Below are 26840 nucleotides of genomic sequence, written 5' to 3'. Positions count from 1 at the left end.
CGACCGCAGGTTAGTCGTCCTCTTCCTATATGAATAGATCTTCCGCGTTGCTCCTCGCTTTTGTCTTCCTCAGCGGCTGCCAGGCCTTGGCACCCGTTTCACCGGACGCTACACCGCCGGTCGAAGACAGCACACCGGCTCCTGAAAAGCCCAAGGTTTACTCCTCGTTCAGCGAAGACACGATCTTCAGCCTGCTGAGCGCGGAACTGGCTGGCCAACGCAATCGTTTCGACATTGCCCTGGACAACTATGTCACCCAGGCCATCAACACCCAGGACCCGGGCATCTCCGAGCGGGCGTTTCGCATCGCCGAATACCTGGGCGCCGACCAGGCTGCGCTGGACACCGCGCTGATCTGGGCGAAAAACGCCCCGGACGACCTGGAAGCCCAGCGCGCCGCCGCCATCCAGCTGGCCCGCACCGGGCGTTACGACGAATCCATGGTCTATATGGAGAAAGTCCTGCAGGGCAAGGGCGATACCCATTTCGATTTCCTCGCGCTGTCGGCCGCCGACACCGACCAGGACACCCGCAACGGTCTGATGAAAAGCTTCGACCGCTTGCTGCAAAAACACCCGAACAACGGCCAGTTGGTCTTCGGCAAGGCGCTGCTGCTGCAACAGGACGGCGACACCCGCGAAGCCCTGAAACTGCTGGAGCAGAACCCGCCGGAAGAAGGCGAAATCGCGCCGATACTCCTGCGCGCCCGCCTGCTGCAAAGCCTCAGCCGCGCCGACGAAGCCCTGCCGCTGCTGGAAAAAAGCATTCGCAAGTACCCGGACGACAAGCGCCTGCGCCTGACTTACGCGCGCATGCTGGTCGAGCAGGATCGCATGGACGACGCCAAGGCCCAGTTCTCCAGCCTGGTCCAGCAGTATCCGGAAGACGACGAGCTGCGTTACTCCCTGGCGCTGGTCTGCCTGGAAGCCAAGGACTGGGAAGAAGCCAAGGGTTACCTGGAAGACCTGATCGCCCGGGAAAGCCATGTCGATTCGGCGCACCTGAACCTGGGCCGCATCGCCGAAGAACTCAACGACCCGCAAGGCGCACTGGCGGAATACGGCCAGGTCGGCCCAGGTAACGACTACCTGCCGGCACAATTGCGCCAGGCTGACATCCTGATGAACAACGGCCGTACCGCCGAAGCCGAAAAACGCCTGGCCGCCGCCCGCGACACCCAGCCGGACTACGCCATCCAGCTGTACCTGATCGAAGCCGAAACCCTGTCCGCCAACAAGCAGGGCGACAAGGCCTGGAAGATTCTCCAGCAAGCCCTGCAGCAATACCCGGACGATGTGAACCTGCTCTACACCCGGGCGATGCAGGCCGAGAAGCGCAATGACCTGGCGCAGATGGAAAAAGACCTGCGCCTGATCATCAAGCGCGAGCCGGACAACGCCATGGCATTGAACGCCCTCGGCTACACCCTGTCGGATCGCACGACCCGCTACGCCGAAGCCAAGGCCCTGATCGAACAGGCCCATCAGCTGACCCCGGACGATCCGGCGGTGCTCGACAGCCTGGGCTGGGTGAACTATCGCCTGGGCAACCTCGCGGAAGCCGAACGCCTGCTGCGCCAGGCGCTGGAACGCTTCCCCGACCAGGAAGTCGCCGCGCACCTGGGCGAAGTGCTCTGGGCCAACGGCAAGCAACGCGAAGCCAAGCAGATCTGGAGCAAGTTCCTCAAGGACCAGCCCGACAGCCCTATCCTGCGCAGTACCATCAAGCGCCTGACCGGATCAGAGACCCTTTAAGACTATGTTTTTGCGCCACCTTATCGTTTTCAGCTTTATCGCTCTGCTCGCCGGCTGCTCGGGTTTCGGTACCCGCGAATCCGTCGAGGGCCACGGCAGCCCTGCGCTATGGCGCGAACACAAGCAGCAGTTGACTGGTCTCGACGGCTGGCAGATCAACGGCAAGATCGGCATTCGTGCACCCAAGGATTCGGGCAGCGGCACCTTGTTCTGGTTGCAGCGCCAGGATTACTACGATATCCGCCTGTCCGGCCCGCTGGGTCGTGGCGCCGCCCGCCTGACCGGTCGTCCCGGCCAGGTCGCGCTGGAAGTCGCCAACCAGGGACGCTATGAAGCGCCAACCCCGGAAGCCCTGCTCGAAGAACAGCTGGGCTGGAACCTGCCGGTCTCGCATCTGGCCTGGTGGGTTCGCGGGCTGCCCGCCCCCGACAGCAAGAGCCGCCTGACCCTGGATGGCGACAGCCGCCTGTCCAATCTCGAACAGGACAACTGGCAGGTCGAGTACCTGAGTTATGCACAACAGAGCGGTTACTGGCTGCCCGAGCGGATCAAGCTGCATGGCCGCGACCTTGACGTCACGCTGGTGATCAAGGAATGGCAACCACGCAAGCTGGGGCAGTAAGCATGAACGCACCACGACTGACCCTGCCCTCCCCGGCAAAACTCAATCTGATGCTGCACATCCTCGGTCGCCGGGAAGACGGCTATCACGAATTGCAGACGATCTTTCAGTTTCTCGATTACGGCGATGAAATCACCTTCGCCGTGCGCGATGACGGCGTCATTCGCCTGCATACGGAGTTCGCCGGCGTCCCCCACGACAGCAACCTGATCGTGCGGGCGGCCAAGCAGCTTCAGGAACAGTCCGGGTGCCCGCTGGGTATCGACATCTGGATCGAGAAAGTCCTGCCCATGGGCGGCGGCATCGGTGGCGGCAGCTCCAATGCGGCGACCACCCTGCTGGGCCTGAATCACCTCTGGCAACTGGGCTGGGACGAAGATCGCCTGGCCACACTGGGCCTTTCCCTGGGCGCCGATGTGCCGGTTTTCGTGCGCGGGCATGCGGCTTTCGCCGAGGGCGTGGGAGAGAAACTCACCCCGGTAGACCCCGAGGAGCCCTGGTATCTCGTGCTGGTGCCGCAAGTCTCTGTAAGTACAGCAGAAATTTTTTCAGATCCGCTGTTGACACGTGACACTCCGCCCATTAAAGTGCGCCCCGTTCCCAAGGGAAACAGCAGAAATGACTGCTTGCCGGTGGTTGCAAGGCGTTATCCAGATGTACGTAACGCATTGAATTTGTTAGGTAAATTTACCGAAGCAAAACTGACCGGGACTGGAAGTTGTGTGTTTGGGGGCTTCCCAAGCAAAGCTGAAGCTGATAAAGTCTCGGCCCTTCTTACAGAGACCCTTACAGGTTTTGTAGCAAAAGGAAGCAACGTTTCGATGTTGCATCGCAAGCTGCAAAGTCTGCTCTAAAAGGAACCAAGTGCCAGGCACTTGATGCAATAGATACAGGGGCGTCGCCAAGCGGTAAGGCAGCAGGTTTTGATCCTGCCATGCGTTGGTTCGAATCCAGCCGCCCCTGCCATTTTCCTTATACTCATCCAGGTATACCCTCAGCCTTCAGGTACTGCGCGTGTCCAAGATGATGGTCTTTACGGGGAACGCTAACCCCGATCTGGCTCGGCGTGTCGTACGTCAGCTGCATATCCCTCTCGGTGACATCTCTGTCGGTAAGTTTTCCGACGGCGAAATTACCGCTGAGATCAATGAAAATGTCCGCGGTAAGGACGTCTTCATTATTCAGCCGACTTGCGCTCCGACCAACGATAACCTGATGGAACTCGTCGTGATGGCTGATGCCTTCCGCCGCTCCTCAGCGACTCGAATCACTGCTGTAATTCCTTACTTTGGTTATGCCCGTCAGGATCGCCGTCCGCGTTCCGCACGTGTGGCTATCAGCGCGAAAGTCGTGGCTGACATGCTTACCGTAGTCGGCATCGACCGTGTTCTCACGGTTGATCTGCATGCTGACCAGATTCAGGGCTTCTTCGATATTCCGGTAGATAACATCTACGGCTCCCCGGTTCTGGTGGATGACATCGAAGACCAACGTTTCGAAAACCTGATGATCGTCTCCCCGGACATTGGTGGCGTCGTGCGTGCACGTGCCGTTGCCAAATCCCTGGGCGTGGATCTCGGGATCATCGACAAGCGCCGTGAGAAAGCCAATCACTCTGAAGTGATGCATATCATCGGTGACGTTGAAGGCCGTACCTGCATCCTGGTTGACGACATGGTCGATACCGCCGGCACCCTGTGCCACGCGGCCAAGGCCCTGAAAGAGCATGGCGCTGCCAAGGTCTTTGCCTACTGCACACACCCTGTGCTGTCGGGTCGAGCAATCGAGAACATTGAAAATTCCGTGCTGGACGAGCTGGTGGTGACCAACACCATCCCGCTGTCCGCTGCAGCACAAGCCTGTGCGCGTATCCGTCAACTGGATATCGCACCGGTTGTTGCCGAAGCGGTTCGCCGTATCAGCAACGAAGAATCGATCAGCGCGATGTTCCGCTAGGGCCCTGCCCTAGCCTGACATCTCGATGACGAAAAGCGCCCCGCCCCAGCATTCCTGTTGGGGCGGGGCTTTTTTGCCCATATCGCCTTTAGCGCTGGTCGCAAACGCTGGGGCGAGTGTGGTTATTTTGGAGATACAACATGAACGATTTTACTCTGAATGCTGAAGTGCGTTCCGACCTGGGGAAAGGTGCGAGCCGCCGCCTGCGTCGTCTCGCAAGCCTGGTTCCAGCTGTAGTTTACGGTGGCGACAAAGCCCCTGAATCCATCAGCATGCTGGCCAAAGAAGTTGCCAAACTGCTCGAAAACGAAGCGGCTTTCAGCCACGTTATCGAACTGAACGTTGGCGGCACCAAGCAAAACGTCGTGATCAAGGCGCTGCAACGTCACCCGGCCAAAGGCCACGTGATGCACGCTGACTTCGTACGCGTTGTTGCTGGTCAGAAACTGACCGCTATCGTTCCAGTGCACTTCATCAACGAAGCTGCTCCGGTCAAGAAAGGCGGCGAGATTTCGCACGTTATCGCTGAAATCGAAGTGTCCTGCCTGCCGAAAGACCTGCCTGAGTTCATCGAAGTCGACCTGGGCGACGCTGAAATCGGCACCATCGTTCACCTGTCGAACCTCAAGGCCCCTAAAGGCGTTGAGTTCGTTGCTCTGGCTCACGGTAACGACCTGGCTGTTGCCAACGTTCACGCTCCACGTGTTGCTCCAGAAGCTGCAGAAGGCGCTGCAGAGTAATTCACTCTGCTTGCCGGAGTTACCGGAAACATCGCGGACTGGAACGTAGCGAGAAAGCGGGCGGGAACGCGGAGTTTACATAATGGTAAATGAGCACTTGTCGTCCACTTTCGCCGCACACTCCCGTCGCGGCGATGTTATCCACAACTCCAAGGAAGGGCCCCTATCGTGACTGCCATCAAACTGATCGTTGGCCTGGGTAATCCAGGCGCCGAATACGAACAGACCCGGCATAACGCAGGGGCCCTTTTTGTTGAGCGCATCGCCGAGAAACAAGGCGTCAACCTTGTGGCCGATCGCAAATATTTCGGCCTGACCGGGCGTTTTTCGCACCAGGGTCAGGACATTCGTCTGCTGATACCCACCACCTACATGAACCGCAGCGGCCAGGCCGTGGCGGCATTGGCCGGTTTCTTCCGCATCAAGCCCGAAGAAATCCTGGTGGCGCATGACGAACTCGACCTGCCACCCGGCGTCGCCAAGCTCAAACAGGGCGGCGGGCATGGCGGGCACAACGGGTTGCGCGACATCATCGCGCAACTGGGCAACCAGAATACCTTTCACCGCTTGCGGCTTGGCATCGGCCACCCAGGCGTCGCCAGCATGGTCTCGAACTTTGTCCTGGGTCGCGCGCCGCGCGCCGAACAGGAAAAGCTCGATGCCAGCATCGATTTTGCCCTCGGCGTGCTGCCGGATATCTTCGCCGGTGAATGGAACCGGGCGATGAAAAACCTGCACAGCCAGAAGGCCTGACTCTTATCCGAGGGGAAACACCATGGGATTCAACTGCGGCATCGTCGGCCTGCCTAACGTCGGCAAGTCCACCCTGTTCAACGCCCTGACCAAATCCGGTATCGCGGCCGAGAACTTCCCCTTCTGCACCATCGAGCCGAACAGCGGCATCGTGCCGATGCCGGATCCGCGCCTGGATGCCCTGGCCGCCATCGTGGTGCCCGAGCGCGTGCTGCCGACCACCATGGAGTTCGTCGACATCGCCGGCCTGGTGGCGGGCGCCTCGAAAGGTGAAGGCCTGGGTAACAAGTTCCTGGCCAACATCCGCGAAACCGATGCCATCGCCCACGTGGTCCGCTGCTTCGAAGACGACAACGTGATCCACGTGTCCAACAGCGTCGACCCGAAACGCGACATCGAGATCATCGACCTGGAACTGATCTTCGCCGACCTCGACAGCTGCGAAAAGCAACTGCAGAAAGTCGCGCGCAACGCCAAGGGCGGTGACAAGGACGCCGTGGCGCAGAAAGCCCTGCTCGAGCAACTGATCGCGCACTTCACCGAAGGCAAGCCAGCGCGTAGCCTGATGAAGAACATGAGCGCCGACGAAAAAGCGGTGATCAAAGGCTTCCACCTGCTGACCACCAAGCCGGTCATGTACATCGCCAACGTTGCTGAAGACGGTTTCGAAAACAACCCGCACCTTGATGTGGTCAAGGCCATCGCCGAAGAAGAAGGCGCCGTGGTGGTGCCGGTCTGCAACAAGATCGAAGCGGAAATCGCCGAACTTGAAGACGGCGAAGAGAAAGACATGTTCCTCGAAGCCCTGGGCCTCGAAGAACCTGGCCTGAACCGCGTGATCCGCGCCGGCTACGAAATGCTGCACCTGCAGACCTACTTCACCGCCGGCGTCAAGGAAGTTCGCGCCTGGACCGTCCGCGTCGGCGCTACCGCTCCGCAGGCCGCCGCGGTGATCCACACCGACTTCGAGAAAGGCTTCATCCGCGCCGAAGTGATCGCCTACAACGACTTCATCCAGTTCAAGGGTGAAGCCGGTGCCAAGGAAGCCGGCAAATGGCGCCTGGAAGGCAAGGACTACATCGTCAAGGACGGCGACGTGATGCACTTCCGTTTCAACGTCTGACCTGACTTTGCGAAATGCCCCGTGGCTTGAAGCTCAAGCCACGGGCTCGCCGATAGGACTCCTGCCCTGCTGGCTGCTACACCCTCCTTACTCCCCCCTAATTACCAATGTTCTCCGGACATCCCCTCTCCGCCGAAGCCCCATGCCCGCCGTCTGGCCAACGCTTGTTTTGCCTGAGCGCCACGGACACTTCATCGCGCCACGCGACAGGAGTACCCTGCATCCCTCTGACACAGGCAGATACTTGCATGCGTTCTGCTTAACTCTATGCACTCGCTCACGCTACGCACGGACAGGGCCCCGCCACAGATGCAAAAGAAAGTTATCGTCGTCGACGATCACCTGCTGACACTGATCGGCATTCGAGCGTCGCTCAGCGATGACAGCACGCTGCAGATCGTCGGCGAGGCCCAGGATGTCGAAGGGCTTTTCCAGCTGTTGGCCGAACAGCCCTGCGACCTGGTCATCACCGACCTGATGATGCCCCACAGCCAACAGGCCGATGGCATCCGCCTGATCGAGCAATTGCGCCGGCGTTATCCGGCCATTGCGGTCATCGTGGTGACCATGCTCAACAACCCGGCGCTGCTGGCCTCGATCCTCAAGCTGGGCGTCCAGGGGCTGATCAGCAAGCGCGGGGTACAGGGCGACCTGCAGATGGCGGTTCGCGCCAGCCAGGCCAAACCCTTCATCTCCCCGTCCATCAAGCATCTGCTCAACCCCGGTCAGCCCCTGAGCGAGATCGAACAACTGTCCCCTCGTGAAGTCGAGGTCTTGCGCCTGTACGGCGCCGGGCTGTCGGTCAATGAAATAGCCCTGCACCTCAACCGCTCCAAGCAGACCATCAGCAGCCAGAAAAGCAGCGCCATGCGCAAACTGGGCCTGGATAACAACGCCAGCCTGTACCTGTACATCCAGGAAGTCGGGCTGACCTGAGACTATGCCTACCCCTCTAGCGGGCCTGTCGCGTCTGACCCTCTGGATCACGCTCTTGCTGACCAGCGTTGCTTCCCTGGGCGCCACCGAGCCTGAGCCTGCGCCGCTGTCCCTGGCCACGCTGATGGCCCTGCGTCAGACACTGCCCCCGCGCCCGCTACGGGTCGCCGAAGTGAGCGCCTCCAACGAGCGACCCGAGCCGCGCGGCAACGTTGTCCTCAACCAGATCACCAACGACTACCTGGAACACATCAGCCAGTTTCTCGAACTGCCGATCCAGCGCGTGCCCTACCCTACGGTGGACACCGCCATCGCCGCCCTGACCAGCGGGGACATCGACCTGATGCCCCGCGCCACCGAATACGAAAGGAAGCAACCCGGGTTCATCTACAGCCTGCCCTACCTGGACAACGAGCCGATCATCGTCGGCCGCATCGCCGACAAGGACCTGCCCCCGGACCTGGCGGGCAAGCGCGTGCTGGTCCCGGCCTACTATGTACAGGCCGAAACGGTCGCCAAGGCCTACCCCAAGGCCGAACTGATTGTGATCAAAAGCATTGTCGAAGGCCTGCAACGCCTGGCCGACGGCGAGGCCGACGCGCTGATCGGCGATCAGCTGCGCAGCAACTTCTACATGCGCAGCCTGGCCAACCTCAAGCTACAGAACAAATACGTCGCCGACCTGCCGGCCATGGGCTTCAGCTTCGCCGCACAGGGGCATGAAGAGAATCTGGTCACCCTGATCAACGCCTCGCTGAAGACGGTGACCCGGGAGCGCAAGCAAGAGATCTTGCAGCACTGGGAACGCTCGCCCTGGCTGTTCGCGCCGACCGACTCCTTCGCCCTCAACAGTGCGGAAGACAGCTGGCTCAAGCGCCTTGCGTCGCTGAACCTGATCGCCCGCCAAATCCCCAATTACCTGTATCGCAATGCCGACGGCCAATGGGCCGGGCTGGCATTCAATGTGCTGCGCAGCCTGGCCGACGACTATCAGCTGCAACTGAACATCATCGACAGCCAGTCGCCGGAAATCGATCGGCAGCGCCTGGAGCGCGACGAGGCGCAAATCGCCCTGTCATTGGTACCGACCCCGGTCCGACAAAAGAGCCTGCTGTTCAGCGATGGCTTCGGCACCGAATACTGGGCCTTCGTTACCCGCCAGGGCGCCAGCTCCCCCAGCTCACTGGCGGCCCTGGGCGGCAGGCGCCTGGCACTCCAGGCCGGGCATCCCCTGCAGCACCTGCTCCAGAGCCGCTACCCGGGCATCGAACTGGTGCTCACCGACAATTACGATCAGGCCGTGCAATTGGTGGAACAGGGCATGGTCGACGCCATGCTGAACAGCGCCGCCGATGCCCGGCACATGACCAACCCGGGGCTGCGCGCCGGCAAGCAGTTCCAGGCCCAGCCCGAGCCGCTGGTGTTCGCCGTATCGGCCGAGCACCCCGAACTCCTGAGCATCCTCAACAAGCTCCTGTACTCGTTGAAGAACTCGGATGGCAACCAGGACCGTATCAGCGTTCTGGCACGACCCGCGACCAAGGGTTCGCTCTGGGACTATCTGCCGAAATGGCTGTGGCAGACCGCTGCACTGGTCCTGGTGCTGGTGTTGCTGTCCTTGCACTGGAACTGGCGCCTGCGGATTCAGATTCGCAAGCGGCGCGCCGCGCAGAACCAGCTCAAGGACCAACTGGCCTTCCAGTTCGCCTTGCTCAACGGCTTGCCCATTCCCCTTTACGTACGCGACCTGCAGGGGCGCCTGAGCACCTGCAACCACGCCTATGAGCAGTTCTTCGGCCAATCCCTGGACGAGATCCGCGGCACCACGCCCCAGGAGCAAGGCATAAGCCCACCCGCGCTGGCCCGGGAGCTGGAAGAACAGCACCAACGGCTGCTGGATAACCGCCAGTCGCAGTTCCTCGACAGCGTGATCGAGGTCGGCGGCAAGACCCATCATATCTACCAATGGCTGGTGCCCTTCTACACCGCGCTCGGCAAACAGCAGGGGCTGCTGGGCGGCTGGATCGACATCAGCGTGCGCAAGCACCTGGAAAACAAACTGCTCGAAGCCCAGCAACAGGCGCTCGACGCCAGCGCGGCGAAAAGCCAGTTCCTCGCGACCATGAGCCATGAGCTGCGCACCCCGCTGAATGCCATGGTCGGCCTGCTGGAGCTGGAAACCAGCGGCTCGTCCAAGCCTTCGCAAAACCTCAGCATTGCCCAGCAGTCGGCGCAATCGATGATCGACCTGATCGGTAATATTCTCGATCTGGACAAGGTCGAAACAGGCCAGATGGAACTGGCGTCCAGCCCCACCGCGCTCGCCCCGTTGCTGGAAAACTGCCTTGAGCTGTTCGCTGTCCAGGCCCGGAAAAAGCACCTGGAGCTGAAACTGGAACACCACCTGGACCCGCAGCGGCGCTATCAGGTGGACGCCATGCGCCTGACACAAATCCTCCATAACCTGCTGTCCAACGCCCTGAAGTTCACTGATCACGGATGGGTCGAACTGCAGGTCCGGGAACTGGACGTGGCCCCGCGCCAGAGCCGGTTGACATTCCAGGTCAACGACAGCGGCATTGGCATCGCCGAGGAGCTCCAGCCACAGATCTTCGCGCCCTACCAGCAAGCCCATGCGCAGATCGCCCACCTGCACGGCGGCTCCGGCCTGGGCCTGAGCATCTGCAAACAGTTGGTCGAACTCATGGGTGGCACCATCCGACTCGACAGCGCCCCCGACCAGGGTTGCCGGGTCAGCTTCGAACTGATCCTGCCCTGGCAGCTTGCCGAGGACGAGGCGCAGCAGGCCGCTCATGACGCTGCGGCGGTCGCCGCGCTGAATGTGCTGATCGTCGACGACGTCTCCACCAACGGCCTGGTGCTCGAGCAACAACTGCTCAGGCTCGGCCATCGGGGAACTTATGTCAGCAGCGGCAAGGCGGCCCTGCAGGCCTGGGAAAAGGGTGACTTCGATGTGCTGATCACCGACTGCAACATGCCGGACATGGACGGCTACGCCCTCACCCGCAGCGTTCGGGCCGCAGAACAGGCGCGCGGCCTGCCAAGGCTGCCGATCATCGGCTACACCGCCCGGGCCCTGGCGGATGAAAGGCAGCGTTGCCAGGCGGCCGGCATGGACGACCTGATGATCAAGCCCATCGTCCTCGAACGCCTGCGGGAAATGCTCGGTGGGCTGAAAGCGCTCGGCGTCCTTCCCCAAACCACAGCCGCTTTACCCCTCGCCCCACCCGAGCCAGCCTCCGACCAGGCGGCTCCCGCGACCTTCGACCTGTCCCAGCTGGGGGTTTTCCAGAATGATCCACAGCTCAAGGAACGCTTGCTCCAGGAGCTGCGCCGTAACCTGGAACAGGAGCATGAGCTGTTGAGCACCCCGCTGCCCGACACGCCGGACTTCCTCGAACAGTGGGTCCACCGGGTCAGCGGGCTGGCCTGCACCGTCGATTCGCCAGCCTTGATGCGGGCCTGCCTCGACCTGCAACTCGCAGCCCGCCAGGGTGCGCAGAATATGGATGGCCAACGCGAAGCCGTGCTGTCCGTCATTGAACGCATGCTGCGCGACATCGAACGCCACGGCTGACCCGCTCCGGGCAGCCCTGCGCAACGCATCCCGCCCTGGGCGACGCCCGGGCCGGCGCCCTGAAACATCTTGTTCCATTCCCTCCCCGCGCCTTTCGTACTCGTCTCATACAAGCCCGCACGCCTGCTCGGCATCCTAGGCGCCCTTCGTTACCGGGCACTGCCAGCCATGGGCAACCCTGGCCGCGTCTTGCAGCGGCCGGCATCGAAGACCTCAAAAAAAAAACCATTTCATATACATAAATCAAGGTGATTCGATGCCTCATAACAACCGCGTCAACGCCATGCGCAAGCTGCCGTTGGCCATCACCCTCGGTCTGGTTTCGTTGGCCACTCAACAAGCCTTCGCCCACGGGTATGTCGAGAGCCCAAAATCCCGTGCCTTCATGTGCTCCGCCACCGGCGGCAACCTCAACCGCGATTGCGGCCCCGTCACTTACGAGCCGCAAAGTGTCGAGTACTCGCCATCGGTCCAGCATCACTATCCCAAGGATTACTGCTCGGGCGACTTCACTAAATGCGGTCCGGCGAACGGCACCATCCCGGCGGGCGGCATCACCAGCTTCTCCCAACTCAACGAGCAGACGGCGACCCGCTGGCAGAAAACCACGATCAAGCCGGGCATGAATGAATTCACCTGGTACTACTCCGCCGGTCACGCCAGCGCCTACTACCAGTTCTACATCACCAAGAAGGACTGGAACCCGAACCAGCCGCTGACCCGCGACTCCTTCGAGATGACCCCGCTGCTCAATGAAAGCGCCGGCGGCGCGCGTCCGCCAGCGGGTGGCAGGACCAAGCACAAGGTCAACATCCCGGCCGATCGCAGCGGTTACCACGTGATCCTGGCGACCTGGAAAATCGCCGACACCGCCGCCACCTTCTACCAGGCCATCGACGTCAACATCGACAACGATGGCGCGCCGATTCCTGACTGGAAGATCCTCGGCGCGGTGCAGCCTGAACAACTGCGTGTCGGCGACAAAGTCAGCACCCGCGTGTTCACCAATGCCGGCGAGCAACAGAACCGCCAGACCCGCCTGAGCATCGAGACCGCGGAGCAGGCCCAGGCCAACACCTGGCCGTTCCTGTTGGCGCAGCAGGTCAACAAGGCCAATGCCGGCTACGTAATGGGCGAACTCAACGCCAATAACGAAGTCGTGCCCAACTATGGCAAGAACACCATTTACGCCAAGAACAACAGCGACGTGGTGCGCGTGGAAATCCAGAAAGAGCAGCCGAGCATTCCTGGCGAGCTGAAGCTGTCCGGTCTGCAGGCCGAGTACACCCTGAAGGACAACGCCACCGACCTGCACTTCAACGCCATTGCCCAGGGCGGCAAGTACACCATCAGTTCGACGGTCTTCAACGGCAAGAATGAAAGCATCGCTCACGTGCAAGCCGAGCCTGGCAACAACACCCCGCACTTCTCCATCCCGCTGCGTAACGTCAGCGAAGGCGAATACGACGTGGTGGTCGTGGCCAAGCCGGAAAAAGGCGAGCAGCTGCAACAAAGCCAGCGCATCACCCTGAAAGCCGAGGAAGTGGGCGGCGGCGGTGATTACGACTTCGTCTTCCCCAAAGGCCTGACCGGCTACAAGGCCGGCACCAAGGTCCTGGCCAAGGACGGCAACGTCTATGAGTGCAAGCCGTTCCCTTACAGCGGCTACTGCATCCAGTGGAACGCCGGCGCCACTCAGTTCGAGCCTGGCGTTGGCAGCAACTGGAAGGACGCCTGGATTCGCAAGTAATCCATAACCTGACCAACCGCAGCGTGGTGCCTCGGCACCGCGTTGCGGACCTTGGGAATCGACATGAACCACCCTCACTACTCAAGACCGCGCAGGCTGCTGCACTGGTTGTTCGCCGCCGTTGTCCTGTGGGCAACCATCAGCGGCTACACCAGCGCCCTGTTGCAGCCTGCGCCCTCGGTCCGGCAGGCGATCGCCTTTATCAACGTCTCGCTGACCACCCTGCTGGTGCCGCTGTTCGTCCTGCGGCTGTTCTACCTCGTGCGCCACCCCGCTCCGCCGGCCCCTGCCCATCAGAGCGCGGCTGAACGCACGCTGGTGCACGCCGGGCACGCCGCCCTGCTGGTCACCCTCGGCACCGTGCTGTTCAGCGGCGTGCTGATGATGTCGCGTCCGATCGACCTGTTCGGCCTGCAACTCCCGCAACCCTTGCAGGACCCGGCGGCCATCACCTTTTTCGAGGAGCTTCACCACTACAGCTGCATGGCCCTGGCCCTGCTGGTGGCCGGCCATATCGCCGCGGTGATCCTCCACCAACTGCGCGGCCATGGCGTGCTCAGACGCATGCTGCCGAAACGCCCATGAAGACGCTGCTCTCATGGCGCCCGCGTTGGCTCGGGCAACGCTGCCTGCTTCCCGCCAGCCTGGTCGCCCTGGGCCTGTGGCTGGCCTGGCTCGGCCTCGACAGCTGGACCTACCGGCAAGTGCTGGCGGGCCAGCCGGTGCCGGCCGCGGTACCGAGTGCCAGCGCCGAAAAGCTCCTGCCCGCGCCCCTGGACGATCACAACATCGCCAGGGTCTTCGGCGCCGTGCCGGTCGAATTCGACAGCGCGCAGGCCAGCCTGCCGCTGGTCCTGCTCGCCAGCCTGCTGGGCAACCAGCCCGAGCAATCCAGGGCACTGATCCAGCATGCCGACAGCCGGGCCTTCTACTCCCCGGGCGAACGCCTGCCCGACGGCACGCTGCTCAAGAGCGTCAGCGCCGACCAGGTCGTGGTGCTGCGTAACGACCGTGAACAGAACCTGCTGCTACCCGGGCGCCAGATGCACCTGCTCAGCCCCCAGACACCCCCTCCGGAGGTCGCCGACCGAAAAGCCACGGCCCTTCTGCAAGCGATAGAGAACACACCATGAAACTGTCCAAGATTGCCGGCGCCGTGCTCAGCCTCGGCCTCCTGCTGAATGCCTTGCCCAGCAGCGCGGCCCTCACCACCCAGCGCCTGTGGACGCTGAACATGAAGGACGCCGAACTGCGCGACCTGGCCAGCGAGGTCGGGGAAATCACCGGCAAGACCCTGGTGGTCGATGCCCGGCTGCAAGGCAAGGTCAGCGTGCAATCGTCCAATGCACTGGACAAGGAGGGTATCTACTCGCTGTTTCTCAGCGTGCTGCGCAGCCAGGGTTTCGTCGCCCTGGACCAGGGCGACCGGGTGCTGATCGTGCCGGCGGTGGAAGCCAAGACCAAATCCAGCGAGCAATCGGGCGATGAGTTCGTGACCCGGGTCCTGGACCTGCGCAACGCCAACGCCGCGGAAATCTCCGGGGTGGTGCGCCCGCTGGTGAGCGATGACGCCTATGTCGCGCCCTCGGCCAGCTCCAACGCCCTGGTGGTTTCCGACAGCGCCAGCAACGTCGAGCGCATCCGCCAGGTGGTCAGCGAGCTGGACCAGGCCGGCAACCGCTCGTTCAGCACCGTGGCCCTCAAGCACGCCTGGGCCAGCGACGTGGCCCGCACCCTGAACGAAAGCATCAGCCAGACGGGCAACGGCCCCAGCGATGCCAAGGCCGTGGGCGACGCCCGCAGCAACCGGGTGATCCTCGCAGGCAACGCCCAGGCCCGCCAGCGCATGGCCGAGCTGGTCAGGGCCATCGACGTGCCGAGCAATGCCAACGACAGCGCGCGGGTGGTGCGCCTGCACCACAGCGATGCCAAGCAGCTGTCGAAGCTGCTCAACGGCATCGGCAAGCGCCTGGACGACGGCAATCGCGGTGGCGGCGAAGGCAAGGGCGGCGGCAATTCGATACTGGTGAGCGCCGATGAAAGCCAGAACGCCCTGGTGCTGATGGCCGACCCGGCGCAACTGAGCATGCTCGACAAAGTCATCACCCAGCTGGACCAGCCACGGGCCCAGGTGCTGGTGGAAGCGGCCATCGTCGAAGTCAGCGGCGACATCAACGAAGCCCTCGGCGTGCAATGGGCGGCGCGCGCCGGCAACGTCGCCGGCGGCACCAATTTCAGCGGCACCGGGCTGTCGATCGGTACCCTGCTGGGGAACGGCAAGGACAAGAACATCACCCTGCCGGACGGCGCCATCATCGGCATCGGCACCAGCAATTTCGGCGCGCTGGTCACCGCCCTGTCCAGCGACTCCAAGAACAACCTGCTGTCCACCCCGAGCCTGCTGACCCTGGACAACGAAGCGGCGGAAATCCTCGTCGGCCAGAACGTGCCGTTCCAGACTGGCTCGTACACCACCGACACCGCCGGCGCCAGCAACCCCTTCACCACCGTGGAGCGCCAGGACGTCGGCGTGACCCTCAAGGTGACGCCGCACATCAACGAGGGCAACACCCTGCGCCTGAAGGTCGAGCAGGAAAGCTCGGAGCTGGCCAGCGCCCCGCCCGGCATCACCACCAGCGACGTGATCACCAACAAGCGTTCGGTGAAAAGCACCATCCTCGCCGACGACGGCCAGATCATCGTGCTCGGCGGCCTGATCAAGGACAACGTCAAGACCCAGGTCAGCAAGGTACCGGTGCTGGGCAGCATTCCCCTGCTCGGCCGGCTGTTCACCAGCACCAAGGACGTCACCGAAAAGACCAACCTGATGGTCTTCCTGCGGCCGACCCTGGTACGGGGCAGCGCCGATGCCATCAACGTCAGCCAGCGCAAGTACAACGACCTGCGCAAGCTGCGCGCCAACGGTGACAGCCGCAGCGGCCTGGCCCTGCCGGCCGACTCGCGTCAATTGTTCGATGCCGCCCCGCAGGATGGGACCATCGACATGCGCGCCAGAGAGCCACGCCGATGAACCCGGTCGCGCGCCTGCCCTTCGGTTTCGCCAAGCGCCATGGGGTCCTGCTGGAGCCCATGGAGAGCGGCCTGCGGCTTTATTGCCGGGCCGACACGCCGGTGGAAATCCTTGCCGAGATCCGCCGCTGCCACGGCCCGCTGCGGGGCCACCGGATACTCGACACCGAGGCTTTCGCCGAGCGGCTGGCCGGGCAGTATCGCGACGGCCGCGACGACGCCATGCAAATGGCCGAGGGCCTGGGCGACCAGATCGCCGGCCAGGACGACCTGGCCAGCCTGGCCGAACAGCTGCCGCAGATCACCGACCTGCTGGAGCAGGAAGACGACGCGCCGATCATTCGCCTGATCAACGCGATCCTCGGCGAGGCGGTCAAGGTCAAGGCTTCGGACATCCACCTGGAAACCTTCGAGCAACACCTGTCCGTGCGCCTGCGGGTCGACGGCCTGCTGCGCGAAGTGCTGCGCCCGCGCCGGGAACTGGCGGGCCTGCTGGTGTCGCGGATCAAGGTCATGTCCAAGCTCGACATCGCCGAAAAGCGCATCCCCCAGGACGGCCGCATCGCCCTGCGCATCGGCGGCCATGAAGTGGATGTGCGGGTCTCCACCCTGCCTTCGGCCTACGGCGAGCGGGTGGTGATGCGCCTGCTCGACAAACAGGCCGGGCGCCTGGACCTGGGCCGGCTGGGCATGGCCGAGGCGATCCGCGGCAAACTCGAAGACGCCCTGCTGCGCCCCCACGGCATCCTGCTGGTCACCGGCCCCACCGGTTCCGGCAAGACCACCACGCTGTATGCCGGGCTCAGCAGCCTGAACAACCAGACCCGCAACATCCTGACCATCGAAGATCCGGTGGAATACCACCTGGCCGGCATCGGCCAGACCCAGGTCAACACCAAGGTCGACATGACCTTCGCCCGAGGCCTGCGCGCCATCCTGCGCCAGGACCCGGACGTGGTCATGGTCGGCGAGATCCGCGACCGGGAGACCGCCGACATCGCCGTGCAGGCCTCCCTCACCGGCCACCTGGTGCTGTCCACCCTGCACACCAACAGCGCCATCGGCGCCGTCACCCGCCTGCTGGACATGGGCATCGAGCCCTTCCTGCTCTGTACCTCGCTGCTCGGCGTGGTCGCCCAGCGCCTGGTGCGCGTGCTCTGCATCGATTGCAAAAGCGCCGCGCCCGCCGACGCCGCGGCCTGCCACCGGCTGAACCTCGACCCGCAACAGGCGCCGCTGCTCTACCACCCGGTCGGTTGCCCGGCCTGCCAACACAGCGGCTATCGCGGTCGCCAGGGCATCTACGAACTGGTGCTGTTCGACGAACCGCTGCGCCAGCTGATCCACGAAGGGGCTGGCGAGGCCGCCTTGACCCACTACGCGCGCCAGCATGCCCACAGCCTGTTCGCCGACGGCCGGGACAAGGTGCTGCAAGGCGTCACCAGCGTCGAAGAACTGCTACGTGTAACCCGGGAGCACTGACCGTGGCCGCCTACGAATACCTCGCGATGTGCAACGCCGGACGCAAGACCCGCGGCGTACAGGAAGCCGACAGCGCGCGGCAGGTCCGCCAGCTGCTGCGTGAACGCAATCTGATCGCCCTGCAGGTCAAACCGGCCCGCGGGCAAAAGGACCATTCCGGCGCCGCACTGACCAGCAACCAACGCCTCAGCCCGGCGCAACTGGCCTTGCTCACCCGCCAATTGGCAACCCTGGTCCAGGCCTCACTGCCACTGGAAGAAGTGCTGGCCGCCGTCGCCGCGCAATGCAGCAAACGCGCGCAGCAAAGCATGATGCTGGCGATCCGCGCGCGGGTGCTGGAAGGCCATGACCTGGCGCGGGCCATGGGCGAATACCCGCGCGCCTTCGGCTCGATGTACCGGGCCACGGTGGCCGCCGGCGAACGCGCTGGCCACCTGGCCCAGGTCCTGATGCAGCTGGCCGACTACACCGAGGCCCGGCATGCCGCCCGTCAGCAGCTGCAACTGGCCATGCTGTACCCGAGCATCCTGCTGCTGGCGGCCTTCGGCATCGTCGGTTTCCTCCTCAGTTTCGTGGTGCCGGATGTGGTCAAGGTGTTCATCGACAGTGGCCAGCAACTGCCGGTGCTGACCCGTGGCCTGATCGCCACCAGCGACTTCGCCCGGGACTACGGCCTGCTCCTGCTGCTGATACTCGGCAGCCTCGCCGCCGGCCTGCGCGTGGCCCTGCGCAAGCCTGCCCTGGCCATGCGCTGGCACCAGCTCCAGCTGCGCCTGCCGGTGATCGGGCGGGTCATCCAGGCCAGCAACAGCACCCGTTTTGTCAGCACCCTGGCGATTCTCGGACGCAGCGGCGTGCCGCTGGTTGATGCCCTGGAAATCTCCGCCGAAGTGGTCGCCAACCAGCAGATTCGTACTCGTATGAAAGACGTGGCGCGTGCCGTGCGCGAAGGTAGCGGGCTGACCCGGGCCCTGGAACAGAGCGGCGATTTCCCGCCGATGATGCTGTACATGATCGCCAGCGGCGAACGCTCGGGGGAACTGGACAGCATGCTCGAACGCGCCGCCCACCAGCAGCAGACCCAGCTGTCCAACGGCATCGCCATGCTGGTCGGGCTGTTCGAGCCGGCGATGCTGGTGTTCATGGGCGCCAGCGTGCTGGTCATCGTCCTGGCCATCCTGATGCCCATTCTCAACCTCAACCAACTCATCACCTGAAGAGCCCACAACATGCGCAACCCTTCCCGCCAACGCGGCTTCACCCTGATCGAGATCATGGTGGTCGTGGTGATTCTCGGTGTCCTGGCCGCCCTGGTGGTCCCGCAGATCATGAGCCGCCCGGACCAGGCCAAGGTCACCGCCGCCCGCAGCGACATCAAGGCCGTGGCCACGGCCCTGGAAATCTACAAGCTCGACAACCACCACTACCCCTCGACCCAGCAGGGCCTGGAAGCCCTGGTGAAAAAACCGGCCGGCCTGCCGGCGGCCCTCAACTGGAACCCCGACGGCTACCTCAAGCGCCTGCCCAAGGATCCGTGGGGCAACCCTTACCAGTTCCTCGCCCCGGGTCGCGAGGGCTCGGCCTACGACCTGTATTCCTTCGGTGCCGACGGCCGCAACGGCGGCGACGGGACCAACGCCGACATCGGCAACTGGGAGCCTTGAAGTGCGCAAGCCAATGGCGGGTTTCACCCTGCTGGAGCTGCTGGTGGTCATGGTGATCATCGGCTTGCTGGCCGGCATGGTCGGGCTGGTCCAGAGCGACTCGGGCGGGCAGAAGGCCCGGCGCGAGGCCGAGCGCCTGCAAAACCTCATTGGCCTGCTGCGCGAAGACGCGGTACTGAACAACATCAATCACGGCCTGCGCCTGGCGCCGGACCACTACACAGTGCTGAGCCTCGACCGCGGCGGCCAGTGGCAGGCGGACCAGCGCTTCAAGGAACACCGGCTGCCCGGCGAGCTGCGCCTGAACCTGCAGGAGCCACGACCGCAGGGCAAGGAGCCGCAACTCTGGGTGCTGGCCAACGACCAGATCTCGCCTTTCAACCTGCTGCTGGAATACCGCCAGCAGCCGCTGCTGTCGCTGTCCAGCGACGGAGTCGAGGAGGTGCGTCTTGCCCCGGTGCAATGAACAGGCGGGCTTCACCCTGCTGGAAGTGATGGTGGCCCTGGCCATTTTCGCCGTGCTGTCGCTGGCGCTCTACAGCGCCACCGAACACCTGATCGGCAACAACGGCGGCCTCAGCGAACGCACTCTCGCGCAATGGCTGGCGGACAACCGCCTGAACGAGCTGCGCGCCGGCATGCGCCAGGCCCAGAGCCAGCGCCAGGAACCGATCCGCTTCGCCGGGCGCGACTGGCTGCTGACCAGCGAAACCACCGCGGCGCCCGACCCGCGCCTGCTGAAGATCGTGCTCGAAGTCTCCACCGACGCGCCCATGCCGCGGCAACGCGCGCGCCTGGCGGGCTACCTGGAGGCCCGCCCATGAAACGCCGGCAGCAGGGCTTCACCCTGCTCGAAGTGCTGATCGCCATGGCCCTGTTCAGCCTGCTCGGCCTGGCCTGTTATCAGTTGCTCGAGCGCATGATCCACACCGACCAGCGGATTCATCAGCACGAACTGCAACTGCGGCGCCTGCAACGCGCCGTGGGCATCTTCGAACGCGACCTGACCCAGGCTATCGCCTACCCGGTCAACGGCAGCTCGGCGCGCCAGGCACTGATCGGCGAGCCCGGGCGCATCCAGCTGGTACGCGGCGGCTGGAGCAACCCCTTGCAGCAGGCGCGCAACGACCTGCTGCTGGTCACCTATCACTGGAACGACGACCAATGGCTGCGCGAATACCGCAGCCCGGTGGACAGTCCCGCCCTGTCCGGCACCGCCGCGCAACAGCTGCTGCTCGATGGCGTCCGGCTCGAACGCCTGCGCTACATCGACGACCAGGGTAAGGCCCACCCCAACTGGCCCGCCGGCCAGGCGCCATTGAGCCTGCCCCAGGCCATTGAGCTGGAGCTCGACGCCCCGGGTTATCCCGGCCTGCGGCGGGTGATCCTACTGCCGGGCTTCAAGGGGCTGGAGCATGGTTAAGGCCTGTAGACAACGGGGCATCGCGCTGATCAGCGTATTGCTGATCACCTCCCTGGCGACCCTGATCGTCAGTGACATGCTGGCTCGCCAGCGCCTGAGCCTGATCGGCAGTTCCAACCAACTGTTGCAGCAGCAACTGTGGCAACTGGCGCTCAGTGGCGAAGCCTGGGCGCGTGGCCAACTGCGCGACGACTGGCGCGATGAGCCGGAGCCCAAGCGCGTGCACCTGGGCCAGCGCTGGGCGCAAAACACACCGCTGTTCGACATCGACGGCGGGCGTATCCGCATCCAGCTGCAGGACCTCAGCGCGCGCTTCAACCTCGGCACCCTGCGCACGCCCAACGACCGGATCAGCCGCCTGCGTTATCAACGCCTGCTGCAAGTGCTCGGCCTGCCACCCCACGACCCCAGGCGCCTGCCGCCGGTGCGTGGTTTCGACGGCAAGCCGCTGGCCTGGAACGACAGCAACGAATTGATGCGCCTGGAAGGCGTCGACACAGCGGTCATGGAACGCCTGCGGCCCTGGGTCAGGACCACGCCGGGGGCCCTGAACCTCAACACCGCCCCGGCCGAACAACTGGCCAGCCTCGGCAAGCTCGACCTGGCCCAGGCCGTCGCCCTGGTGCAGGCGCGCCCCGCCGATGGCTACAAGACGGTGCAGGAGTTTCTCGACGCCCCCGTGTTGAAACAGCACGAGATCAACAGCCAGGGGCTCGACGTCAGCAGCCGCTATTTCCAGGCGGTGCTGGATGTCGAACTGGGCGACCGCCAATTGCGTTTGATCAGCCGCCTGCGCATCGAGCCGGACGGCCAGGTCAGCGTACTGCAGCGCACCCTCGCCGCCCCTTCCCGTATTCCGGAGTAAACCCCATGCAAGCCTGGCTTTACCTCACCACTGTGAATGCGGACGACGACTCGCCCGTCACCTGGTGGCAAACCGACGGCGAGCCGGTGCACGGCACGCTGCAACAGGCGGCAGTGCTGGCCGGCCGGCGCCTGACCCTGTTGCTGCCGGCCGAAATCGCCAGCCATCACCGCTTCGACGTACCGCCGCGCAGTGGCCGCTGGCTGCAGCAAGCCATCCATTCGGTGCTGGAAGAACGGCTGCTGGACGACCCCGTGCAGTTGCACCTGGCCCGTGGACCGTTGCAGGCGCGTCGGCACTGTCGCCTGTTCGCCCTGCAACGGCAGTGGCTGGAACAACTATTGGAACGGCTGGCCCGCCATGGCCTGACGGTCGAGCGCATTCACGTCGATGCCGACTGCCTGCCGGACAACCAGGCACTGGCCCTGCGTTGCCACGACCGCTGGCTGATTGGCGGGGCCTGCCAGCAACGCCTGGCGCTCGACGACCAGACCCTCGAAGAGCTGGCCCCGCTGCTGCCCGACAACCTGCAACGCAGCGAGGAAACACCCTGGCCGCTGTTGGCCCGGGGCAGCGCGCAGGCCATCGACCTGCGCCAGGGCGCGTTCGCCCTGCGCAGCCCATCGCGTACGCCCTGGTGGGCGTTGCTGGCGATCCTGGCCATCGCCTGCGGCGCTCAAGTGGCACAGGACCTGGGCCACCGCTGGCTGCTGCAACACCAGACCGCCGAGGTGACCGAGGCCAGTCTGGAGCTCTGGCGCCAGCGCTTCCCCGACGAGCCGCGGGTGATCGACCTCGCCCGCCAGGTCCAGGCCCGTGCCCGGCAGGCCGGCCAGCCCCGGCAAAGCCTGGCGCGCCGGCTCGACAACCTGGCCAGCCAATGGACCAGCAGCGACGGCGGCGATACGCGGATCCGCCGGCTGGACTACCAACAGGCGCAAGGCTGGACCCTGCAAGTCAACGCGCCGGATTTCTCCACCCTCGAACGCCTGCGCGAAGCCCTCGCGCAGCAGGGCGCGAACGTCCAGGCCGACTCGGCCGTGCTCGCTCCCGACGGGGTCAGCGCCCGCCTGAAAATCACGGACTAAACCATGACCACCCTTTTCAATCGTTACTCGAACCGCTGGCAGCAGCTACCGGCCCGCGATCGCCTGGCCCTGAAGCTGCTCAGCCTGTTTCTGGCCGTGACGCTGTTCTGGACCCTGCTCTGGAATCCGCAGCACCAGGCCTTGCGCGAGGCTGAACAGCAGTTCCAGGAGGCTCTACAGTTGCAAACCGATCTGCTCAAGCTCCCTTCGTCCACCCAGGCCCGCGGCCAACAGGCCAACAGCCGCACCCTGGCCGGCCTGATCACCGCCAGCACGGCCGCGGCCAACCTGAGCATCGAACGCATGGACAGCGAAGAATCCGGACGCCTCAACCTCAACCTGGGCGGTGCGCTGCAAGACCTGCTGACCTGGCTGGACGAGGTGGAAAACCAGGGCGTCAACCTGGTGTCGCTGCAATTGGAGGTCGACCCTCAGGCCCTGGTCCAGGCGCGCCTGACCCTGCAGGCGAACTGATCGCGCCCGCCGCTCAGCGGACGGGCTCCTCATCGACCCGCTCAGTGCCCAGCAGGCGCGGGCCCCAATCCTCGACCGCCGCCTGCTCGACCCGGCGCTCCAGGGTGCGGCGCCAGGAAGGCACCAGCGGCAGCTCCAGGCACAGACGAATCTCCTCCACTGCCACCTCGCGGGAAAACAGCACCGCGCTCAAGCGCGACAGCGGCCACTGTTCGAAGGGGCGCTCGACCTGCTGCAACACGTCCCCGGCGCATACGCTGCCCGCTTCCAGCACCCGGTAATACCAGCCGGTGCGCCCGCTCTGCTGGACCCGCAGCGACATGTCTTTCACGGCAAAGCGGTCATTGAGTTTCCAGCACGGCATGCGTCCCTGGGACACCTCCAGCAACACGCTGCCGACCCGGACACGGTCGCCCAGGCAGACGTTCTGCTCGGTCCAGCCGTGGCTGCTGAAGTTCTCGCCAAAGGCGCCCGGCTGCTCCAGCAACGCGTGCGGCCCCAACTCGGTGGCCCAGGCGGCGTAGTGCTCGCGGGGGTAGTGATGAATGGTTTTTTCCGTGCCGCCATGCACCCGCAGGTCGCCCTGCTCGTCGTCCAGCAGGCCCAGCGGACCGACCTGCAGACTGCCGGTGCGCGCAGTCTTGGCGATCGCGCTCATCGATCCCGGGCGGCTGTAGGCCACGGCGCGGCCGGTCAACAGGGCATCGAGGGTTATACGCTCAGGGGTCATTACCTACTCCATGGTTTCATCGGCGAACTGATGTTCCCGGCAGATCAACTCAATGTCGGCAGGCGCCAGCGGCTCTTCGGTCAGGCCGCAGAAAGGCCCGCCCGCGACCTGTTGGTGAAAGCGGCAGGTCTTGCACAGGCCGAAGCTCGGCACATCCTGGGTGCGCTGCACGTTGCGCAGCAGCTCGCCGAGCAAGTGCTCCAGTTCCCTGGCCTGCCCGCCCATGCGTTGCGCGGCGGTCTCGAGGAACGCCGGCGGCATCACTTCCGCCAGCAGGGTCCTGGCTTGCTCGGTCAGCAGCAGGTGCACGCTGCGTTTGTCCCGGGCGTCCTGGCTTTTGCTGATCAGGCCCTTGGCTTCCAGCGCCTTGAGCGACTGCGACACCGTGCCTTTGGTCAGGCCCAGGTAATCGGCCACCGCCAGCGGTGTATTGGAATAGCCGTTGCAGCGCGCCAGGTACAGCAGCGCGCTCAACTGGATCGGCTGGATATCCGCCAGCAGCGGGTGCTCGCGAAACCAGACGCGGGTCAGGCTGGTAAGCCTTTCAAGCAAATCGAACAGCACAGGGGCATTTCCCGGATCAATGTCTGCGATAAATAGTATCGAATAAAAACTATATTGACAAAGACCTGAGCCAGTGAAAATCTAAATACAGTATCGATTCGATACTTTTATTGGAGGCTCAGCCCATGACACACGCTCGTTACTACCACGCTGGCTGCCCGGTTTGCGTCGAGACGGAACAGACCCTGCTGGAACTGCTGGACCCGCAAATCAAAGTGGAAATCGTCCACCTCGGCCAGGCACCCGCGCGGATCGCCGAGGCCGAAGCCGCCGGGGTCAAATCGGTGCCGGCCCTGGTGGTCGCGGACAAGGTCCTGCACCTGAACTTCGGTGCGGCCCTGGCCGACCTCAAGTAGACCCGCTCGCCAGCGCACGCCTGACGAGGCGCTGGCGCTCTCTTTTCTCGACGGATGAAACCGCCATGAACGTGAAAGTCTTCGACACCCATGTGCGCACCCGCGCAGGCCATTACCTGCACTTCGACGTGCTGACCGAAACCCACGACGCCGCCCTGGCCCGGCAATATGCCTTTGCCTGGCTGGACAGCCTGGGCGTGCGGGAAAGCGACGTATCGCAGAACGAATGCCGCTTCTGCCACAGCCAGATCGGCGATCCCCAGGTGATGCAAGGCATCGCCCGCCAAGGCTATTTCATCATTCCACTGCAAGGTTTCCAGACAGCGGGCTTCGAGGCGACCGGCCTGGAGGTGAGCGGATGAACGCCTATAAACCACTGGACTGCGACCTGCACGACTACCTGGAAATCGCCTGCATGCATGGTTACCGGCTGCTGGTGGAACGGGTCGATGGCAGCCAGTTCGAAGCGCTCGGCAAGACCACCCGCACCAGCGCCAATGGCGAAGAATTCTTCTGCCTGGAGGACGCCGAAGGTCCGCTCGAAATACGCCTCGACCAGCTGCTGGCGATTACCCCGCTGGATGCCAAGCGCAGCTTCGGCCGCATCCTGCTGGCCGGGCAACACTGCTCGATCTGACTCGACGAGCGCCTTGGCCAAGGGCAAAAAAAGCGCCGACATCACTGTCGGCGCCCTTTCGTTCACGGCATGCACTCAGGCTTTTTGGGTCCGCGGCAGGAAGATCGCCAGCAGGCCGAACAGCGGCAGGAACGAGCACAGGAAGTACACGTACTCGATGCCGTGGATGTCCGCCAGGTGGCCCAGCAGCGCCGCGCCGATCCCGCCGAAACCGAACATCAGGCCGAAGAACACCCCGGCGATCATGCCGACATTGCCCGGCACCAGCTCCTGGGCGTAGACCACGATGGCCGAGAACGCCGACGCCAGGATGAAGCCGATCACCACGCTGAGCACGCTGGTCCAGAACAGGTCGACATGGGGCAGCAGCAAGGTGAACGGCGCCACGCCGAGGATCGAGAACCAGATCACCGCCTTGCGCCCGATCTTGTCGCCGATCGGCCCGCCGAAGAAAGTCCCGGCCGCCACCGCGCCGAGGAAGAGGAACAGGTGCAGCTGCGAGCTGGCCACCGACAGGTCGAACTTCTCGATCAGGTAGAAGGTGAAGTAGCTGGTGAAGCTGGCCATGTAGAAATACTTGGAGAACACCAGCAGCCCCAGCACCACCAGGGCGCTGAGCACCCGCCCCTTGGACAGCCCGTGGGTCGCCGCCTGGCCCTGCTTGAGCTTGAACAGCTTGAGGTGGCTGGCGTACCAGCGGCTGATGGCGTAGAGCAGCCCCAGGGCGAACACCGCGAACAGGCCCATCCAGGCCACATTGCCCTGGCCGAAAGGAATGATGATCGCCGCCGCCAGCAGCGGGCCGAAGGCGGTGCCGGCGTTGCCGCCGACCTGGAAGCTCGATTGCGCCAGGCCGTAGCGCCCGCCGGAAGCCAGCCGCGCCACCCGTGAGGCTTCCGGGTGGAAGGTCGAGGAGCCGACGCCGATCAGCCCCGCCGCCAGCAGGATCAAGGCAAAGCTGCCGACCTGGGACATCATCAGAATGCCGATCAGGGTGCAGATCATGCCCACCGGCAGCAGGTACGGCTTGGGATGGCGGTCGGTGTAATAACCGACCCAGGGCTGCAGCAGCGAGGCCGTGAGCTGGAAGGTCAGGGTAATCAGGCCGACCTGGGTGAAGGTCAGGCCGTAGCTGGCCTTGAGCATCGGGTAGATCGCCGGCAGCACCGCCTGGATCAGGTCGTTGATCAAATGCGCCAGCGCCACCGCGCCGATGATACGCAGCACCAGAGGGCTGCTTTGAGAGGCCGCGGGAGTCGCCACGGAGGCGGACTGAACGTTGCTGATAGCCATGA

The 26840-nt window shown here is 63.9% G+C and carries 28 protein-coding genes and 1 tRNA gene; 26 read left to right on the top strand and 3 right to left on the bottom strand.

The features are described from left to right. Positions 1-29: 29 nt before the first annotated feature. From NRG23_RS24665 to NRG23_RS24555, 23 genes are all read left to right on the top strand, one after another. Complete coding sequence (locus tag NRG23_RS24665) at positions 30-1754, top strand: tetratricopeptide repeat protein (RefSeq protein ID WP_053269892.1); 1725 nt, start codon at positions 30-32, stop codon at positions 1752-1754. 4 nt (positions 1755-1758) lie between these two features. Then, positions 1759-2376: a lipoprotein insertase outer membrane protein LolB gene (gene lolB / locus NRG23_RS24660; RefSeq protein WP_009050790.1), complete on the top strand. Its 618-nt coding sequence runs from the start codon at positions 1759-1761 to the stop codon at positions 2374-2376. A 2-nt stretch (positions 2377-2378) separates the two neighbouring features. After that, a complete protein-coding gene (gene ispE / locus NRG23_RS24655; protein ID WP_053269893.1) occupies positions 2379-3230 on the top strand; it encodes a 4-(cytidine 5'-diphospho)-2-C-methyl-D-erythritol kinase in 852 nt (283 codons plus the stop codon). A 37-nt stretch (positions 3231-3267) separates the two neighbouring features. After that, positions 3268-3342 (top strand) — tRNA-Gln (locus tag NRG23_RS24650). 48 nt (positions 3343-3390) lie between these two features. Then, a complete protein-coding gene (locus NRG23_RS24645) occupies positions 3391-4332 on the top strand; it encodes a ribose-phosphate pyrophosphokinase (RefSeq protein WP_003171603.1) in 942 nt (313 codons plus the stop codon). 140 nt (positions 4333-4472) lie between these two features. Beyond that, positions 4473-5072, top strand: coding sequence for a 50S ribosomal protein L25/general stress protein Ctc (locus tag NRG23_RS24640; RefSeq protein ID WP_009050792.1), 600 nt, complete (start codon positions 4473-4475; stop codon positions 5070-5072). A 168-nt stretch (positions 5073-5240) separates the two neighbouring features. After that, complete coding sequence (gene pth / locus NRG23_RS24635; protein ID WP_009050793.1) at positions 5241-5825, top strand: aminoacyl-tRNA hydrolase; 585 nt, start codon at positions 5241-5243, stop codon at positions 5823-5825. A 22-nt stretch (positions 5826-5847) separates the two neighbouring features. Next, the gene (gene ychF / locus NRG23_RS24630; protein ID WP_007928338.1) at positions 5848-6948 is read left to right on the top strand and encodes a redox-regulated ATPase YchF; all 1101 of its coding nucleotides are present in this window, start codon (positions 5848-5850) and stop codon (positions 6946-6948) included. A gap of 309 nt (positions 6949-7257) precedes the next feature. Further along, a complete protein-coding gene (locus tag NRG23_RS24625) occupies positions 7258-7884 on the top strand; it encodes a response regulator (RefSeq protein ID WP_009050795.1) in 627 nt (208 codons plus the stop codon). Between the two features lie 4 nt (positions 7885-7888). After that, on the top strand, positions 7889-11482 hold the full coding sequence (locus NRG23_RS24620; protein WP_257372583.1) for an ATP-binding protein: 3594 nt from the start codon (positions 7889-7891) through the stop codon (positions 11480-11482). A 256-nt stretch (positions 11483-11738) separates the two neighbouring features. Then, complete coding sequence (gene gbpA / locus NRG23_RS24615; RefSeq protein WP_257372582.1) at positions 11739-13232, top strand: N-acetylglucosamine-binding protein GbpA; 1494 nt, start codon at positions 11739-11741, stop codon at positions 13230-13232. 63 nt (positions 13233-13295) lie between these two features. After that, on the top strand, positions 13296-13817 hold the full coding sequence (locus NRG23_RS24610; protein WP_257372581.1) for a cytochrome b: 522 nt from the start codon (positions 13296-13298) through the stop codon (positions 13815-13817). Continuing rightward, on the top strand, positions 13814-14365 hold the full coding sequence (locus tag NRG23_RS24605) for a type II secretion system protein N (RefSeq protein WP_257372580.1): 552 nt from the start codon (positions 13814-13816) through the stop codon (positions 14363-14365). Before NRG23_RS24610 ends, NRG23_RS24605 begins: the two co-directional genes overlap by 4 nt. After that, complete coding sequence (gene gspD, locus NRG23_RS24600) at positions 14362-16263, top strand: type II secretion system secretin GspD (protein ID WP_257372578.1); 1902 nt, start codon at positions 14362-14364, stop codon at positions 16261-16263. Before NRG23_RS24605 ends, gspD begins: the two co-directional genes overlap by 4 nt. Further along, the gene (gene gspE / locus NRG23_RS24595; protein ID WP_028683389.1) at positions 16260-17744 is read left to right on the top strand and encodes a type II secretion system ATPase GspE; all 1485 of its coding nucleotides are present in this window, start codon (positions 16260-16262) and stop codon (positions 17742-17744) included. The genes gspD and gspE overlap by 4 nt, the downstream gene beginning before the upstream one ends. Before the next feature lie 2 nt (positions 17745-17746). Continuing rightward, a complete protein-coding gene (gene gspF / locus NRG23_RS24590; protein WP_016703589.1) occupies positions 17747-18961 on the top strand; it encodes a type II secretion system inner membrane protein GspF in 1215 nt (404 codons plus the stop codon). A gap of 12 nt (positions 18962-18973) precedes the next feature. Continuing rightward, entirely contained in the window at positions 18974-19408 is a 435-nt protein-coding gene (gene gspG / locus NRG23_RS24585) for a type II secretion system major pseudopilin GspG (protein ID WP_009050803.1), read from the top strand. Between the two features lies 1 nt (position 19409). Next, on the top strand, positions 19410-19874 hold the full coding sequence (gene gspH, locus NRG23_RS24580) for a type II secretion system minor pseudopilin GspH (RefSeq protein WP_009050804.1): 465 nt from the start codon (positions 19410-19412) through the stop codon (positions 19872-19874). Continuing rightward, positions 19858-20232, top strand: a complete 375-nt coding sequence (gspI, locus tag NRG23_RS24575; protein WP_103331107.1) for a type II secretion system minor pseudopilin GspI — start codon at positions 19858-19860, stop codon at positions 20230-20232. The genes gspH and gspI overlap by 17 nt, the downstream gene beginning before the upstream one ends. Further along, on the top strand, positions 20229-20831 hold the full coding sequence (gene gspJ, locus NRG23_RS24570; protein ID WP_257372559.1) for a type II secretion system minor pseudopilin GspJ: 603 nt from the start codon (positions 20229-20231) through the stop codon (positions 20829-20831). Before gspI ends, gspJ begins: the two co-directional genes overlap by 4 nt. Continuing rightward, a complete protein-coding gene (gspK, locus tag NRG23_RS24565; protein WP_028683393.1) occupies positions 20824-21696 on the top strand; it encodes a type II secretion system minor pseudopilin GspK in 873 nt (290 codons plus the stop codon). Before gspJ ends, gspK begins: the two co-directional genes overlap by 8 nt. A 5-nt stretch (positions 21697-21701) precedes the next feature. After that, complete coding sequence (gene gspL, locus NRG23_RS24560; protein WP_257372557.1) at positions 21702-22784, top strand: type II secretion system protein GspL; 1083 nt, start codon at positions 21702-21704, stop codon at positions 22782-22784. A gap of 3 nt (positions 22785-22787) precedes the next feature. Further along, positions 22788-23258 carry a type II secretion system protein M gene (locus tag NRG23_RS24555; protein ID WP_257372555.1) on the top strand — a complete coding sequence of 157 codons (471 nt, stop codon included), beginning with the start codon at positions 22788-22790 and terminating at the stop codon, positions 23256-23258. A 13-nt stretch (positions 23259-23271) separates the two neighbouring features. Here the strand turns inward: NRG23_RS24555 and NRG23_RS24550 are convergent, their stop codons facing one another. Then, entirely contained in the window at positions 23272-23988 is a 717-nt protein-coding gene (locus NRG23_RS24550) for an MOSC domain-containing protein (RefSeq protein WP_257372554.1), read from the bottom strand. 3 nt (positions 23989-23991) lie between these two features. Continuing rightward, positions 23992-24552, bottom strand: a complete 561-nt coding sequence (locus tag NRG23_RS24545) for a MarR family winged helix-turn-helix transcriptional regulator (RefSeq protein ID WP_016703597.1) — start codon at positions 24550-24552, stop codon at positions 23992-23994. A 125-nt stretch (positions 24553-24677) separates the two neighbouring features. Between NRG23_RS24545 and NRG23_RS24540 the strand changes: the two genes are divergently transcribed. From NRG23_RS24540 to NRG23_RS24530, 3 genes are all read left to right on the top strand, one after another. Continuing rightward, positions 24678-24908 (top strand): thioredoxin, encoded by a 231-nt coding sequence (locus tag NRG23_RS24540; protein ID WP_009050812.1) that lies wholly within the window; start codon positions 24678-24680, stop codon positions 24906-24908. Between the two features lie 65 nt (positions 24909-24973). Further along, positions 24974-25270: a DUF2024 family protein gene (locus tag NRG23_RS24535; protein ID WP_257372553.1), complete on the top strand. Its 297-nt coding sequence runs from the start codon at positions 24974-24976 to the stop codon at positions 25268-25270. After that, positions 25267-25545, top strand: a complete 279-nt coding sequence (locus tag NRG23_RS24530) for a Rho-binding antiterminator (RefSeq protein WP_041984178.1) — start codon at positions 25267-25269, stop codon at positions 25543-25545. Before NRG23_RS24535 ends, NRG23_RS24530 begins: the two co-directional genes overlap by 4 nt. Positions 25546-25620: 75 nt before the next feature. On the opposite strand, the gene NRG23_RS24525 is transcribed toward NRG23_RS24530, so the two are convergent. Beyond that, a complete protein-coding gene (locus tag NRG23_RS24525; RefSeq protein ID WP_257372551.1) occupies positions 25621-26838 on the bottom strand; it encodes an MFS transporter in 1218 nt (405 codons plus the stop codon). Positions 26839-26840 lie beyond the last annotated feature (2 nt).

Origin of the sequence: Pseudomonas sp. T8, assembly GCF_024610635.1 — a bacterium.
In the GTDB taxonomy this organism is placed as follows: Bacteria; Pseudomonadota; Gammaproteobacteria; order Pseudomonadales; family Pseudomonadaceae; genus Aquipseudomonas; species Aquipseudomonas chlororaphis_I.
The sequence above is the reverse complement of the archived record's forward strand: the minus strand, read 5'-3'. Positions and strand labels throughout refer to the sequence as shown.

Excerpts from the sequence above, each read along its gene's own strand:
- lolB (WP_009050790.1), top strand. The coding sequence starts at position 1,759 with ATGTTTTTGCGCCACCTTATCGTTTTCAGCTTTATCGCTCTGCTCGCC.
- NRG23_RS24620 (WP_257372583.1), top strand. The coding sequence starts at position 7,889 with ATGCCTACCCCTCTAGCGGGCCTGTCGCGTCTGACCCTCTGGATCACG.
- gspD (WP_257372578.1), top strand. The coding sequence starts at position 14,362 with ATGAAACTGTCCAAGATTGCCGGCGCCGTGCTCAGCCTCGGCCTCCTG.
- NRG23_RS24665 (WP_053269892.1), top strand. The coding sequence starts at position 30 with ATGAATAGATCTTCCGCGTTGCTCCTCGCTTTTGTCTTCCTCAGCGGC.
- ychF (WP_007928338.1), top strand. The coding sequence starts at position 5,848 with ATGGGATTCAACTGCGGCATCGTCGGCCTGCCTAACGTCGGCAAGTCC.
- gspE (WP_028683389.1), top strand. The coding sequence starts at position 16,260 with ATGAACCCGGTCGCGCGCCTGCCCTTCGGTTTCGCCAAGCGCCATGGG.
- gspK (WP_028683393.1), top strand. The coding sequence starts at position 20,824 with ATGGTTAAGGCCTGTAGACAACGGGGCATCGCGCTGATCAGCGTATTG.
- NRG23_RS24640 (WP_009050792.1), top strand. The coding sequence starts at position 4,473 with ATGAACGATTTTACTCTGAATGCTGAAGTGCGTTCCGACCTGGGGAAA.
- NRG23_RS24625 (WP_009050795.1), top strand. The coding sequence starts at position 7,258 with ATGCAAAAGAAAGTTATCGTCGTCGACGATCACCTGCTGACACTGATC.
- NRG23_RS24605 (WP_257372580.1), top strand. The coding sequence starts at position 13,814 with ATGAAGACGCTGCTCTCATGGCGCCCGCGTTGGCTCGGGCAACGCTGC.
- NRG23_RS24525 (WP_257372551.1), bottom strand. The coding sequence starts at position 26,838 with ATGGCTATCAGCAACGTTCAGTCCGCCTCCGTGGCGACTCCCGCGGCC.
- gspL (WP_257372557.1), top strand. The coding sequence starts at position 21,702 with ATGCAAGCCTGGCTTTACCTCACCACTGTGAATGCGGACGACGACTCG.
- ispE (WP_053269893.1), top strand. The coding sequence starts at position 2,379 with ATGAACGCACCACGACTGACCCTGCCCTCCCCGGCAAAACTCAATCTG.
- NRG23_RS24530 (WP_041984178.1), top strand. The coding sequence starts at position 25,267 with ATGAACGCCTATAAACCACTGGACTGCGACCTGCACGACTACCTGGAA.
- gspG (WP_009050803.1), top strand. The coding sequence starts at position 18,974 with ATGCGCAACCCTTCCCGCCAACGCGGCTTCACCCTGATCGAGATCATG.
- gspJ (WP_257372559.1), top strand. The coding sequence starts at position 20,229 with ATGAAACGCCGGCAGCAGGGCTTCACCCTGCTCGAAGTGCTGATCGCC.
- NRG23_RS24555 (WP_257372555.1), top strand. The coding sequence starts at position 22,788 with ATGACCACCCTTTTCAATCGTTACTCGAACCGCTGGCAGCAGCTACCG.
- NRG23_RS24610 (WP_257372581.1), top strand. The coding sequence starts at position 13,296 with ATGAACCACCCTCACTACTCAAGACCGCGCAGGCTGCTGCACTGGTTG.
- NRG23_RS24550 (WP_257372554.1), bottom strand. The coding sequence starts at position 23,988 with ATGACCCCTGAGCGTATAACCCTCGATGCCCTGTTGACCGGCCGCGCC.
- NRG23_RS24540 (WP_009050812.1), top strand. The coding sequence starts at position 24,678 with ATGACACACGCTCGTTACTACCACGCTGGCTGCCCGGTTTGCGTCGAG.
- gbpA (WP_257372582.1), top strand. The coding sequence starts at position 11,739 with ATGCCTCATAACAACCGCGTCAACGCCATGCGCAAGCTGCCGTTGGCC.
- NRG23_RS24535 (WP_257372553.1), top strand. The coding sequence starts at position 24,974 with ATGAACGTGAAAGTCTTCGACACCCATGTGCGCACCCGCGCAGGCCAT.